Genomic DNA, 12197 nt, shown 5'->3' on the forward strand with positions numbered 1-12197 from the left:
GCAGTCGTCGCGTGTGCGGCAAAAGCGGTCCGATCGAAGGCGGAGGACGCTCAGCGCGCCCCGCTCTCGTCGGGGGTGTAGCCGCCGTACTGGAGGAGTTCGCGGGCGCGGTCGGGTTTGGCGAGGAACACCTCGCGGTCGGCCGGGAGGTTCTCGGCGGTGAAGCAGTCGCGCGGCACGGCGAGCGTCCCGGCGGGGACCCCCTCGTCGCCCACGACCGGGAAGTGTGCCCCGCCGAGTTTCATCACGAGCGGTGTGTCGAGTCGAGCGATGCCCTCGTCGGGGGCGTACAGTTGCTCGTTGACGCGTTCGTGGTCGGCGCGGTGGATGACCGCCCGGTCGTCGTCGTGCGGTTCGACGTACAGGCGACCGAGGTAGTAGCCGGCGGAGAACTGTTCGAACATTGCTATGCTATGCCGTACCAAGACTGTTCTCGTTTGTAAATCTTTGCGAAAGGCTTTTTATAGACGATCAAATCCGGGACTGTTCGGTTCTCGGCGAGATTCGTCGGGAATCGTGTCGTGAGTCGGCTGTCTGGTGGACTCGGTGGGGAATCCGGCTGTCGCAGTCCCCCCACACCTCCCCGACTGCTGGCGACGAACGTGCGGGCAGGTCACTCGCTGTCGCTCGGACACTGCCCGGTGTCGGTCGCCAGCAGATCGCGTCCTGTCGGATTCCAGAACCGGCGGTAGCGAGCGTTCAACCGGCTATCTGGCGGAGTTGGAAACCTCGAAATCGGTGATAGATGGTGGGTTGCGTGCGACTTCACTGATAAGTCTGGCGCGTGCGAGAACCGCGCGCGAGGGAGGTGAGCACGGGCGGTGCGGAGAACTTCGGGCGGTGTTGAGAGAAGTCAAGAGGTTGGGGAAGACGAGGTGCAGTGCCGTCGCGGTCGCGGATGCGGTTGCGGTTCTGCTGGGCGGTGCGCTACGACGAGTGGCGGTGCTGGTGCAGTAGCTGTCGTGGGCGCGAGTTGCGGTGGCGTAGCTGTCGCGGGTTGCGGTGCTGTCGGTACAAGAAACCTCCACCACCTCACGTCACACGTTCCTCGTTCGTCCGGACAAGAAACTACTAACCCGCCGCCACACCAACGACGGGCCATGCACCACGACGAGTCGCGCGACCTCTACGACCGCGCTCTCTCCGTCATCCCCGGCGGGGTGAACTCGACGGTCCGGGCCATCGACCCGTACCCCTTCTTCGTCCAGCGCGGCGACGGCGCACACGTCGTCGACGCCGACGGCAACCGCTACCTCGACTTCGTGAACGCCTACGGCCCACTGCTGTACGGCCACGACCCACCCGAGCAGGTCCAGTCGGCGATCCAGTCGTACTCCGCCGAGGGACCGATGTACGGCGCGCCGACAGAGATCGAGGTCGAACTCGCCGAGTTCCTCGCGCGCCACGTCCCGTCGGTCGAGATGACCCGGTTCGTCAACAGCGGGACCGAGGCCACGGTCTCCGCCGTCCGACTCGCCCGTGGCTACACCGGCCGGGACAAGATCGTCGTCATGCGCGGCGGCTACCACGGCGCACAGGAGACGACCCTCGTCGAGGGCGAGGCGGGCCACGTCCACCCGAGCAGTGCCGGCATCCCGGCGGAGTTCGCCCAGCACACCATCCCGGTGTCGTTCAACGACCCCGAGGAGATCACCCACGTCTTCGAGCGCCACGGCGACGACATCGCGGCCGTCCTCACCGAACCGGTGCTGGGCAACACCGCGACCATCCTCCCGGTCGACGGCTACCTGGAGACGCTCCGCGAGTTGTGTGACGACCACGGCGCACTGCTCGTCTTCGACGAGGTGATGACCGGCTTCCGGGTCGGCGGCCTGCAGTGTGCCCAGGGGAAGTTCGGCGTCACGCCCGACGTGACCACCTTCGCCAAGATCGTCGGCGGCGGGTTCCCGGTCGGTGCCATCGGCGGGAAGGCCGAGATCATGGAGCAGTTCACGCCCTCCGGCGAGGTGTTCCAGGCCGGCACGTTCAACGGCCACCCGGTCGCCATGGCCGCAGGGTTGGAGTATCTCACATACGCCGCCGAGCACGACGTCTACGAGCACGTGAACCGCCTCGGCGAGCGTCTGCGCTCGGGGCTGACCGACATCCTCGCGGAGAAGGAGCCGACCTACACGGTCGTCGGCACCGACAGCATGTTCAAGGTCGTCTTCTCCCGCAGGGGCCCCGACGACCTGACAGACCAGTGTGACTCCGGGTGTCGCCAGCGGGCCGACTGCCCCCGGTTCGACCACTGTCCGAAGAACGGGGCGGACGTGCAGGCCGCCGAGACGAACCGCTACGAGCGCGTCTTCTGGCACGAGATGAAAGACGAGGGCGTCTTCCTCACGCCGAACCAGTTCGAGTCCTGCTTCATCAGCTACGCCCACACCGAGGCGGACATCGACCGGACGCTCGAAGCGTACGACGCCGTGCTCTGAACGACCACCGTCGTCCGGCCACGCGCGTTTCGTCGTGGCGGCGAGCGAACACCGCTGTGCGGGTGCGGTTCCGCTGGGAGGTGCGTCAGATCGCGTAGCTGTGCCGTCGCGGTCCTGTCACCGTCACGGCGTCTGCACCGACGTCCAGGCAGCCTGTGACTCGTCGAGACGAAGAAGAACCCGAAAAAGATGGGCCCTGCCGGATTCGAACCAGCGACCGCCCGGTGTCCCACGACCGCCGACCGCACCCGCAGACGACGACCGGTATGAGCCGGGTGCTCTAACCAGACTAAGCTAAGGGCCCGACAATCGCAGGTTCCGACCGGCCGAACTTTAGCCTACCGGGATACCGACGCCCTCCGTGAGATCGAAACGTCGAAGGGACAAGCGTTAACACCACATGTTTGGTTAGTTCTGGTATGCGTGGCTCGGGAGCGGCGTTTCGAGGCGAGGACGACGACCGGGACCTCGGAGCGGTACTCGACGACCTCAAGAGTGCCGGCTGTGCCGTCCTCGTCACCGGGACCGCCCCCGAAGCCTGTGTCGCCGCCTCACAGAAACTGTTCGGTGCTCCACACCAGCACAGACGCCGTGTCCTCGTCACCCACGAGACCGGGTCGGACGCCGACCGCTGGCTCCCGGAGGGCGTCTCCGTCTGCGACGAGACCGAACTCCTCCGTCCCCCACTGATCGGCCGAGACACCGCGAGTGACTCGCCCGCCCCCGACGACACCGCGCTCGACGGGCCGACGATCGACGACCCAGAGACCGACGTCTCCGGAGTCGAGACGCCGGCACACGGCGGCCCCACGACAGAGCCACCGGACGGCGGGCCGACGGCCGAACCGTCCACGACCGCCCTCGACCGCCTGCGGAGCGACCTCTCGGACGTGATCTCCGACTACCAGTCCGACCGACTCGAACCCGGCGAGGTCCGCGTCGGGGTCACCTCCGCCGACGCGCTGGCGAGCAAGTACGGCCGGACCGAACTGCTCTCCTTCGTCCGGACCGCGACGGCGCTGATCCGGGGGGTGCGCGGCCTCGGTCACCTCCAGTTGGGCCAGTCGCGGGACGGGGACCTCGTCCCACTGCTCGACGACCTGTTCGACGCCCGTGTCGACGTGCGGAAACAGCCCGGTCTCCCGGCCGAGCAACGCTGGCACGTCCCCGGCTACGGCACGACCGAGTGGATCCGGATCGAGGAGTGAGCGACGGGCCGGCGGCGAGCAAGTGGACGCCGACGCTACGCCCGAAGCGTCACGTCGCCGTCCTCGACCCGAACCAGCGAGTCGAACAGTTGCGTGAGTCTGGCGACCGTCTGGTCGTCGTGAGCCGTCGGGTCGAGGTGGAAGTGTGCCAGCGCCTCGACCGACGCGAACCGGCGACAGATCGTGTGGAGAAACCGGAAGACCGTCGCGAGTGGCGCGTACTGCAACATCGTCGTCACCGAATCGACACAGACGACCACCCGGTCGTCGGTCTCGGCCCACGCCGAGAGCGTGTCGCTGACCGCGATGCCGACCCCGGTCAGGTCGGTCGGCGAGGCGCGCGTCACCTCCACGTTCCCGGTCGCCGCAGACTGCCAGTCGTCGTCGCCGGCGGCCATCTCCCCGACCGTCACCAGTCGCACCGCTGTCGGCAGGTCTCCCACCCTGTCGGCCCACCGGTCCAGCCAGTCGGCCGGCGTGTCGAGATAGCTGATCACCAGCACACGAGTCGCGGCCGTCTCGGCCGGCGTCAGTAGCGCGAACCCGGTGTCGCGGGAGGTCGAGTCGAGCGACTCCGAGAGGAGGAGGACGTTGCGCTGACGCGGAAGTCGGTCGTGGAGTGGAGCCATCTCAGATCGCCGATTCGACGGCGTCGAGCACTGGAACGATCGGTTCGTCCGGATCGAGCGAGATGACCAGCCCCGCGTCGGCGTGGAACAGTCGGACGAGCGTGAGTCGGTCCTGGCGAGTGACGATCGACCGGACCTCCCCGGCGTGTGGCAGGAGTTCCTCCGAGAACAGGTCGCGCTCGGTGAAGTCGATGTGGACGTACGAGTGAACCTCGTCGAAGTGGTCGAGCATCGCCTCGCGGCCGCCGTAGGTGTCGAGCGTCTCGGGAGAGGCGTACAGGATGCTGAACGCGTCGGGCGTGTACTCGATGACAGCGTGGACGGCGTCGCCTGCAACCTCGCGTGCGGCGGTCAGTCCGGCGTCGGCGTCGAAATCGACCAACTGAGAAGTGTTCTCGACCACGGCTCTGTGATAACTCACGCGGCAGTGTTGAAGTATCTACTGGCACTCGTGAGACGAGAGACCGACTCGGAGGCCCCCGGCAACACGCTCAAGTACGGCGAATGTGTCGGAGCACCAATGACACGCACTGCCCTCGTCACCGGCGCGTCCGGTGGCATCGGTCGGGAACTGGCGACGCTGTTCGCCCGCGACGGCCACGATCTGGTCGTCGTCGCCCGGAGCGAAGAGGAACTGATCGAACTCGGGAACCGGCTACAGAACGACTACGGCGTCACCGTCACCGTGGTCGTGAAGGACCTCGCCGACCCCGACAGCCCCGCGGAGATCCAGTCGGCACTCGACGACAGAGGCGTCGACGTCGACATTCTGGTCAACAACGCCGGCTTCGCCACCTACGGCCGCTTCCTCGACACCGACCTCGACACCGAACGCGACGAGTTACAGGTGAACGTCCTCGCCGTCACGGAGTTGACGAAACGCTTCCTCCCCGGCATGGTCGAACGCGGCGAAGGTCGAGTCCTGAACGTCGCCTCGACGGCCGCGTTCCAACCGGGGCCGCTGATGGCGGTGTACTACGCCAGCAAGGCCTACGTACTCTCCTTTTCGGAGGCGCTCACGGCCGAACTCGACGAGACCGGGGTCACCGTCACCGCGCTCTGTCCGGGGCCGACCGACACCGGCTTCCAGTCGCGTGCCGACATGGGTGCCTCGAAACTCGTGCAGGGCGAACTGCAGGACCCGGCCGAGGTGGCTCGGGCGGGCTACCGGGGGATGCAGGAAGGGGAGGCCGTCGTTGTCCCCGGACTCCGGAACAAACTGCTGACCGTCGCGGTCAGACTCCTGCCCCGCAGTGTCGTCCGGTCGATGGTGAAACGCGCACAGGCACCGACGAGCGAGTGAGTCGGGTCGCGCGACCGACAGAGACGGCGGTCGCGTCCCCGGCGGCGACCGGACCGAACCGTTTTTTCGGTGGTCCGTCTCTTCGTCACGCATGGGCGTTCCGGAGGAGGCCGACGAGACCGGCGACGAGGGAGACGGCACAGACGGCGAGCCACGGCAGGACCCCGCGAGTCCGACCGCGACGATCACGACGGAGGACCCCGAGCTATCGGACCTGCCCGTGACACTCGTCGCGGGCGACGCCGAGGGGTACGTCGGCCGCGAGACGGTCGTCGTCGGCGTCCCGAACGCGAACGAGACGGACCTGCCGGCGCCACCGTGGAGCCGCGAGTACGCGATCCGACTCGGCGTGAGCGGGACCACACTCGCGGTCGATCTGCGACCCGCTGGACTGTCGCTTCCGACCCGACTGCTCGCCGCCGTCCTGCGACCGCTGGGTGTCGCAGACCCGGACGTGCCGGGGTCGTTCGGCCCGCCACTCGGCCCGGTCGACGCCAGACTACGCGAGGCGGTGCAGTCGGACGCGGTGCTCGCGTCGGTCCAGATGGCGACCGACGGTGACGACGACCGCGTGCTGGCGGGCCGGTGTCTGGTTCACGCGCCGGCACCCGGTGTCCGGACGCTGCACTTCCGGTACGACCGCGAGTTCGTGACGTGTGACGGGCCGGTGGAACTGCCGGTTCGACGCGAGTGACGCGGCTGTGTCTTCCACCTGAATCCGCACCGGCGTCCGTCTGAACCGACGCCGCTTAGTTCACCACCCCCCAACCACCGCCCGTGTCACCGGTCGTCGCCCAACTCGCCGCGTTCGACTGGCTCCTACCACTGCTCGGGACGGCGCTGTCGCGGGTCGCCCGCATCGCCGTCTTCGTCGCGGTCGGTGTCTACCTCGCGAACGTCGCGGTCGCGTTCGGTGCCGTCGAGCGCATCGCGGCACTCTCGCGGTACCTGACCGACCCGGCGAACCTGCCCGACGAGGTGGGGACCGCCATCCTCGCCACGACCGCCTCGACGACTGCGGGCTACGGGATGCTCGCGGAGTTCCGCGAGTCCGGGACGCTGGACGACCGCGCGACGCTGATCGCCGTCACGATCAACACGTTCTTCGGCTTCGTCCAGCACATCTTCACCTTCTACGCGCCCGTGTTGATCCCGATTCTCGGCCTGGAGGTCGGCCTGCTGTACGTCGGTTCGCGGGCCGGCATCGCGCTGGCGATCACCCTCGTCGGCATCCTCGCCGGGGCCGTCCTGCTGTCGGACGGGAACGTCGACCGGGCGTCGATGCCCGACGACGTGACCGCCCCCGACGGCGGCGAGGAGACGACGACCCGCGAGAAACTGCGCGACGCGGCCGACTCGACGTGGGACAAACTGAAGGACATCGTGCCGCGACTCGCGGTCGTCTACGTCTTCGTCACGATCCTCGTCGAACGCTGGGAGTCGATCAGTCGGGGCATCGAGTCGCTGACGGGTGTCGATCCGGCGACCGTGACGGCGGTCGTGGAGTCGCTGACGACGCTGGTCGGACTGCCGGGGGCGGCCGTGCCGGTCATCACGGTGTTCGCGTTCGACACGACGCTGGGGGCGCTGACCATCGCACCGCTCGTCGGCGAGGTGTTCACCCCCCGAACCGCGGTGGCGACGATGCTCGTCGGCGGTATCGTCTCCTTCGCCTTCTCGACGTTCAAGCGGTCCATCCCGTTCCAGTACGGCATCTGGGGCGCGGAGTTCGGCTCGAAGGTGATCCTCGTGAACACCGGGCTGAAGGTGGTGTTCATCGGCGTCGCCGTCGTGTTGTTGCTGGTGCCGTGAGTTCGGGACCGCACTCGCCGCGAACGACCGGGACGTGGCGCGAGCGTGATGCGAACAGTTACCACAGCACACGTCGTAGTTCGATCGGTACTCGCTCCGCAGACCGGTCGGCCTCGCGTGTCGTCGTGCAGAGTGCCGGAGCAAGCTATGCCGACAGCGACACACCACAGCTTCTGGACGAGACGCCGCCGACTCGCCGTCGTCGGTGGCCTGCTACTCGCACTCGCGGTCGCGGTGACACCGATCCAGTGGTACGCCGGCTACCGCGCGGTCCGACGTGTCAGGTCGAACGCGAGTGTGCGACCACCGGTGCGCAGGCGGGGCGTCGAGGCCGACGATCCGGCCCGCGCCTGATCTGAGGGACCGACTGACACGAAGATTCAATCGGCTCGGCGTCGTACAAGCCGGGAGACAGATGAAGACTCTCGTCAGCGGTTCCACCGGACTGATCGGTCGCGCGCTCGTCAGCCACCTTCGGGACGCAGGCCACGAGGTCACACGACTGGTACGACCCGGCACCAGTGACAGCGCCGACGGCGTCGAGTGGGACCCCGCGAACGGACTGCTCGATCCGGACGACGTAGAGGGGTTCGACGCGGTCGTCCACCTCGCGGGCGAGTCCATCAACCAGCGGTGGACCGACGCGACGAAAGACCGCATCCTCCAGAGTCGCGTGCAGGGGACCGAACTGCTCGCCGGGACGCTGGCCGAACTCGACGAGCCACCCGAGGTGCTGGTCTCGGCCTCCGCCGTGGGCTACTACGGCGATCGGGGCGACGAGTGGCTCCCGGAGGACGCCGGCGCGGGCGACCTGTTCATCTCCGACGTGTGCCAGCAGTGGGAAGACGCGTCGCAGGTGGCAAGCGAGAACGGAGTCCGGGTCGTCAACATCCGAACTGGCGTGGTGCTCAGCGACGAGGGCGGGGCACTCCCGCAGATGCTCCCGCCGTTCAAACTCGGTCTCGGCGGGAAACTCGGGTCCGGCGACCAGTTCATGCCGTGGGTCGCCCGAGAGGACGTGGTCGGTGCCATCGCGTTCCTGCTGGAGCACGAGGAGCTATCGGGACCGGTGAACGTCTGTGCGCCGAACCCAGTGAGAAACACCGAACTGACCGACGCCCTCGGTGACGTGCTGGGTCGCCCGACCGTCTTCTTCGTCCCGGCGTTCGGCGTCCGGTTGCTGTTCGGCCAGATGGGCGAGGAACTGCTACTCGCGAGCGACCGAGTCCGGCCCGCGAAACTCGCGGACGCCGGCTTCGAGTGGGAGTACGAGGAGTTGACGCCGGCGCTCGAACACGCGTTGCGGGACTGACCGGCGCGTTCGGTGCGAGTCGCGCGGCCGGTCCGCCGCCGCCAGCACGAAGCTATTCCACACTGTATGCCGTACGTCAGCACATGACAGACAGTCGCAGGTACGGCTTCGAGGGAACCGTCCCCGAGATCAGCCCGGACGCGCACGTCAGCCGGGAGAGTACGCTGGTCGGCGACGTGACGGTGCGGGCCGACGCCTCGGTGTGGCCCGGCGTCGTCCTGCGTGGCGACGTGGGACCGGTGGTCGTCGGACGGGAGGCACACGTCGGTGACAACGCGACGATCCACGCGAGTTCGGTCGGCGCGCGGGTGATGGTCGGTCACGGCGCGGTGTTGAACGAGGCGGTCGTCGGCGACGGCGCACTCGTGGGGTTCAACGCGACGGTCGGCACCGGCGTCGAGATCGGATCGGGGAGTATCGTCGCGGCCGGGACGGTCGTCCCGGAGGGGTACGCCGTCCCGGCCGCGTCGTTCGTCCGTGGGGTTCCGGCGACGGTCACCCCGCTCGCGGAGACGAGTATCGACGCCGAGGCGACCTTCGAGGCGTACAACTCCGGCGACTACACCGACCTCGCGGGGCGACACGACGACCTGTTCGAGTGAGTCACGAGAACAGCGCATCGACCGCGACCACCACGCCGACGGCGAGGAGGATCAGGCCGGCGTCGGTCGCCGTCGGCATGAGACCGAGTGCGACGATGAGTGTCGTCGCGCAGGCCGGGGCGTGGCGGTAGTCGGTGGCTCGCATCGCCGCGGTCGTCGCGGCCACGGCGACCGTCGCGCTGGCCGCGAGTCGGAGGCTTCCGGCCGAGAACGCGGTCGGCGGGTCGGTGACGACGAGACCGGCCGCGAGCAGGTGGTACGCAAGGAACCCGGGGACGGTGCCGACTGCGTGCCCGCCGAGGACGCGCCGGGGTGTTGCCGGCGGTGAGTCGGGGTGGACCGCGAGGACGTACGCAGTCGGGCCGAGACTCGGAAAGAGGAGTGGCCGGCCGGAGGCGACGACCGCAACACCGAGTACCGCGAGGAGACCGCCGGCGTGGAGCCCGTGTCGGAGGGCCGGTCCGAGTCGGTCGGGAGCGAGACGAGGCCGGTCCACTCAGCGGTCTTCCGGTTCGATGGGGACGCCGTCTTCGGTCGGCGGCGCGACGTGGTCGACGAACGCGTCGACGTCGGGTTCCCGGACGGTCACGTCCACCTCGATGTCGCCGAGTTCGTCGGGGTTGCCGACCGCGAAGTTGATCACGCCCTGCAGGGCGGCCTGCTTCTTCAGCGCGAAGTGGAAGCCGTCTGCGCGCTGGTTGTTGGTGAACTCCCGGCGGGCCGTGTCGAGAATCTCCTGTTCGTACAGTTTCTCCGAGAAGGGGTCGAGCGTGTGCGTCTCGGCGAGGAGTCCGTCTGCGGTCTCCTGCACCTCGGCGTTCGGGAAGACGTTCCGGACCGCGTCGGCGACGCGTTCGGTCACCTCGGTCGCGTTCACCCGTGCCTCGATGCGGACGTCGATGCTGTAGATCATCGTTCGCCCTCCACTGCCGGTGTCTCCTGCTGGTCGTCGCCGAGCAGGAGTGTCTCGATCTGTTCGCGGAAGGCGTCGAGGCTGTCGGTGTTGTCGATGGTCACGTCCGCGCGGTCCATCGCCTCGCCCATCCCGAAGCCGAGTTCGCGCTCGTCGCGGTCTCTGAGCGCATCGAGGTCCGCGTCGCTGGCGTCTCTGCCCCGGTCGGCCAGTCGTTCGGCGCGAACCTCGAACGGTGCCTCGATGGAGACGAGCGTGAACGCCGCGCCGAACGCCTCGCGGAAGGTGTCGAGTTCGACCCCGGAGCGCAGGCCGTCGACGAGCACCACGTCGCTGTCCCGTTGAGCTTCGCGGATCAGCGGGAGCGAGCGCTCGGCGATGGCGGCCGGGCCGTCCTCCGCCCGGAGGCGAGTGGCGACCGCGCCGTGGTGGTCGGCCGGGTCGAGACCCCGGTCGCGGCAGGCCTGCCGGATCACGTCGCCCATCGTCACGACCGGGATGCCGTGCTCGCGGGCGACCGTCGCGGCCTCGCCTTTCCCGCTTCCGGGCAGGCCGACAGTACCGATGACAGTCATTGCCGGCACCTACTCGACTGCCGGACTTATGTCGTTCGGGACGGTGACGCGGTCGTCCGGCGGGGCGTCGCCAGAGTGGCGACCGGGGCCGAACCGGGCCCGCAGGTTTTTCTCCGGCGACGGCGTAGCGCGGGCATGGGAAACAGGTCGCTTCTCGTCCGGGCGCTGTGGTTTATCATCGTCGGGTGGTGGGCGACCCCGGCGGTCGTCAACGCCGCGTGGTTCCTGAACGCGACGATCATCGGGGCCCCGCTCGGGGTGATGCTCATCAACCTCGTGCCGACCGTACTGACGCTGAAGGAACCGCGCTCGATGCTCGACCCGGAGTCGGGCGAAGGCCAGCGATCGCTCCTCGTTCGGGCGGTCTACTTCGTGTTCGTCGGCTGGTGGGCGAGTCTCATCTGGGCGAACGCGGCCGTGGTCATCTCGCTGACGATCATCGGGTTGCCGGTCGGCATCTGGATGTTGAACCGGTTGCCGTACGTGACGTCGCTGTACCGGTTCGACGGCTGAAACCAGACTGTTTTTTGCCGTGTGGTGAGTTGGTGGCATCGAGGGCACGTAGCTCAGTCTGGAAAGAGCGTCGGACTTCTAACCGTGGCGGTGTTCCGTCGCGGGAAGCCATCCGACGGTCGTGGGTTCAAATCCCATCGTGCCCGTGCAGTGACGCTGGCGAGTCGCAACGCGACTCGCCGAGGAACGAACCGGCGCGAAAGGGGATTTGAACCCTGCAAATCGCACGCCCGCGCAGTGAGCGAAGCGAGCGAGCAGGACCGATTTGCTCCGGTTCAAATCCCATCGTGCCCGTACTACGATAGTCGTGTCTTCTGAGTGGTTCACAGAGGGTATCTGGTCGAGTCAGTCGTGAGGAACGCTGTCGAATCTGTCGCAGACAACGAGAGGTGAAAGCCCCCGACCGCTCAACCGCCGGGAGAGGCAAGCTCTCCCGAGCCTTCGTTCGCTTCGCTCACGAAGACGGCCGCGACTTGGTGCGCGCTTCCCTCAGGCTGGCGGGACAAGCCCGCCAGCCCTCAGTCCAGTGCTACCGGCGTCGGGGCCGGGTCGAGCGGTCGGCCCCTTTCAGTCCCACCCGAGTTGCGACTCCATCGTGCAACTCGCGGTGGACCAGTCGGATCAGCGCGAGCGCCTCCCTGCGACCGTCGGCGTCGCCCGAGGCGGCCCTGCGCCGCCGAGGTGCGCGACACGGAGGTCGCGCCAGCCTACTCGACTGGTCTTGTGTCGTGAGTCAGCATCACAATTCAGTTGTCGCCGTTGCGGACGGCGCGTGCGCGTGGCGCGCACGCGAGGGAGGCGAACGCGGGCGGTGCTGAGAGCGTTCGCCGAGGCTGGGGAGGTGTGAGGCTCGCGCGATTGCGGTGCGGTCGCGGTGCTGTGGCGGTGCGGT

Annotated in this window: 15 protein-coding genes and 2 tRNA genes; 10 read left to right on the plus strand and 7 right to left on the minus strand. The window is 68.0% G+C overall.

Annotation, left to right across the window (positions count from 1 at the left end):
* Positions 1-50: 50 nt before the first annotated feature.
* Positions 51-404: a DUF5802 family protein gene (locus LI337_RS11030; RefSeq protein WP_227229896.1), complete on the minus strand. Its 354-nt coding sequence runs from the start codon at positions 402-404 to the stop codon at positions 51-53.
* A 696-nt stretch (positions 405-1100) separates the two neighbouring features.
* Between LI337_RS11030 and hemL the strand changes: the two genes are divergently transcribed.
* Complete coding sequence (hemL, locus tag LI337_RS11035; RefSeq protein ID WP_227229897.1) at positions 1101-2438, plus strand: glutamate-1-semialdehyde 2,1-aminomutase; 1338 nt, start codon at positions 1101-1103, stop codon at positions 2436-2438.
* Positions 2439-2628: 190 nt separating this feature from the next.
* Here the strand turns inward: hemL and LI337_RS11040 are convergent.
* Positions 2629-2742: transfer RNA gene (locus tag LI337_RS11040), tRNA-Ile, on the minus strand.
* A 115-nt stretch (positions 2743-2857) separates the two neighbouring features.
* Between LI337_RS11040 and LI337_RS11045 the strand changes: the two genes are divergently transcribed.
* A complete protein-coding gene (locus LI337_RS11045) occupies positions 2858-3646 on the plus strand; it encodes a DUF7504 family protein (RefSeq protein ID WP_227229898.1) in 789 nt (262 codons plus the stop codon).
* A gap of 35 nt (positions 3647-3681) precedes the next feature.
* On the opposite strand, the gene LI337_RS11050 is transcribed toward LI337_RS11045, so the two are convergent.
* Entirely contained in the window at positions 3682-4275 is a 594-nt protein-coding gene (locus tag LI337_RS11050) for a DUF7504 family protein (protein ID WP_227229899.1), read from the minus strand.
* Position 4276: 1 nt separating this feature from the next.
* Positions 4277-4678: a DUF7522 family protein gene (locus LI337_RS11055; RefSeq protein ID WP_227229900.1), complete on the minus strand. Its 402-nt coding sequence runs from the start codon at positions 4676-4678 to the stop codon at positions 4277-4279.
* A gap of 117 nt (positions 4679-4795) precedes the next feature.
* On the opposite strand from LI337_RS11055, the gene LI337_RS11060 reads away from it, so the two are divergent.
* The 6 genes from LI337_RS11060 (at position 4796) to LI337_RS11085 (ending at position 9304) form a co-directional block, all read left to right on the plus strand.
* On the plus strand, positions 4796-5578 hold the full coding sequence (locus tag LI337_RS11060; protein WP_227229901.1) for an SDR family NAD(P)-dependent oxidoreductase: 783 nt from the start codon (positions 4796-4798) through the stop codon (positions 5576-5578).
* Positions 5579-5669: 91 nt separating this feature from the next.
* On the plus strand, positions 5670-6272 hold the full coding sequence (locus LI337_RS11065) for a hypothetical protein (RefSeq protein WP_227229902.1): 603 nt from the start codon (positions 5670-5672) through the stop codon (positions 6270-6272).
* Positions 6273-6355: 83 nt separating this feature from the next.
* Complete coding sequence (locus LI337_RS11070) at positions 6356-7390, plus strand: nucleoside recognition protein (protein WP_345777751.1); 1035 nt, start codon at positions 6356-6358, stop codon at positions 7388-7390.
* A 147-nt stretch (positions 7391-7537) separates the two neighbouring features.
* A complete protein-coding gene (locus tag LI337_RS11075; RefSeq protein ID WP_227229903.1) occupies positions 7538-7744 on the plus strand; it encodes a hypothetical protein in 207 nt (68 codons plus the stop codon).
* A 61-nt stretch (positions 7745-7805) separates the two neighbouring features.
* Positions 7806-8702 (plus strand): TIGR01777 family oxidoreductase, encoded by an 897-nt coding sequence (locus tag LI337_RS11080; protein WP_227229904.1) that lies wholly within the window; start codon positions 7806-7808, stop codon positions 8700-8702.
* 83 nt (positions 8703-8785) lie between these two features.
* Positions 8786-9304: a gamma carbonic anhydrase family protein gene (locus tag LI337_RS11085; RefSeq protein WP_227229905.1), complete on the plus strand. Its 519-nt coding sequence runs from the start codon at positions 8786-8788 to the stop codon at positions 9302-9304.
* A 1-nt stretch (position 9305) separates the two neighbouring features.
* Here LI337_RS11085 and LI337_RS11090 read toward each other — a convergent pair whose 3' ends face one another.
* The 3 genes from LI337_RS11090 to LI337_RS11100 are packed head-to-tail and all read right to left on the minus strand — an operon-like array spanning position 9306 to position 10792.
* Positions 9306-9800 carry an HPP family protein gene (locus tag LI337_RS11090; protein ID WP_227229906.1) on the minus strand — a complete coding sequence of 165 codons (495 nt, stop codon included), beginning with the start codon at positions 9798-9800 and terminating at the stop codon, positions 9306-9308.
* Positions 9801-10217: an RNA-binding domain-containing protein gene (locus tag LI337_RS11095; protein ID WP_227229907.1), complete on the minus strand. Its 417-nt coding sequence runs from the start codon at positions 10215-10217 to the stop codon at positions 9801-9803.
* A complete protein-coding gene (locus LI337_RS11100; protein ID WP_227229908.1) occupies positions 10214-10792 on the minus strand; it encodes an AAA family ATPase in 579 nt (192 codons plus the stop codon). Before LI337_RS11100 ends, LI337_RS11095 begins: the two co-directional genes overlap by 4 nt.
* 135 nt (positions 10793-10927) lie before the next feature.
* Here LI337_RS11100 and LI337_RS11105 point away from each other — a divergent pair, with 135 nt between their 5' ends.
* The gene (locus LI337_RS11105) at positions 10928-11305 is read left to right on the plus strand and encodes a YccF domain-containing protein (RefSeq protein WP_227229909.1); all 378 of its coding nucleotides are present in this window, start codon (positions 10928-10930) and stop codon (positions 11303-11305) included.
* 42 nt (positions 11306-11347) lie between these two features.
* Positions 11348-11451 (plus strand) — tRNA-Arg (locus tag LI337_RS11110).
* Positions 11452-12197: the final 746 nt, after the last annotated feature.

The sequence above is a fragment of the Salinirubrum litoreum genome (assembly GCF_020567425.1).
Lineage (GTDB): Archaea > Halobacteriota > Halobacteria > Halobacteriales > Haloferacaceae > Salinirubrum > Salinirubrum litoreum.

Coding starts and splice junctions, on each gene's coding strand:
- LI337_RS11030 (WP_227229896.1), bottom strand. CDS start 404: ATGTTCGAACAGTTCTCCGCCGGCTACTACCTCGGTCGCCTGTACGTC.
- hemL (WP_227229897.1), top strand. CDS start 1,101: ATGCACCACGACGAGTCGCGCGACCTCTACGACCGCGCTCTCTCCGTC.
- LI337_RS11045 (WP_227229898.1), top strand. CDS start 2,858: ATGCGTGGCTCGGGAGCGGCGTTTCGAGGCGAGGACGACGACCGGGAC.
- LI337_RS11050 (WP_227229899.1), bottom strand. CDS start 4,275: ATGGCTCCACTCCACGACCGACTTCCGCGTCAGCGCAACGTCCTCCTC.
- LI337_RS11060 (WP_227229901.1), top strand. CDS start 4,796: ATGACACGCACTGCCCTCGTCACCGGCGCGTCCGGTGGCATCGGTCGG.
- LI337_RS11065 (WP_227229902.1), top strand. CDS start 5,670: ATGGGCGTTCCGGAGGAGGCCGACGAGACCGGCGACGAGGGAGACGGC.
- LI337_RS11075 (WP_227229903.1), top strand. CDS start 7,538: ATGCCGACAGCGACACACCACAGCTTCTGGACGAGACGCCGCCGACTC.
- LI337_RS11080 (WP_227229904.1), top strand. CDS start 7,806: ATGAAGACTCTCGTCAGCGGTTCCACCGGACTGATCGGTCGCGCGCTC.
- LI337_RS11085 (WP_227229905.1), top strand. CDS start 8,786: ATGACAGACAGTCGCAGGTACGGCTTCGAGGGAACCGTCCCCGAGATC.
- LI337_RS11095 (WP_227229907.1), bottom strand. CDS start 10,217: ATGATCTACAGCATCGACGTCCGCATCGAGGCACGGGTGAACGCGACC.
- LI337_RS11100 (WP_227229908.1), bottom strand. CDS start 10,792: ATGACTGTCATCGGTACTGTCGGCCTGCCCGGAAGCGGGAAAGGCGAG.
- LI337_RS11105 (WP_227229909.1), top strand. CDS start 10,928: ATGGGAAACAGGTCGCTTCTCGTCCGGGCGCTGTGGTTTATCATCGTC.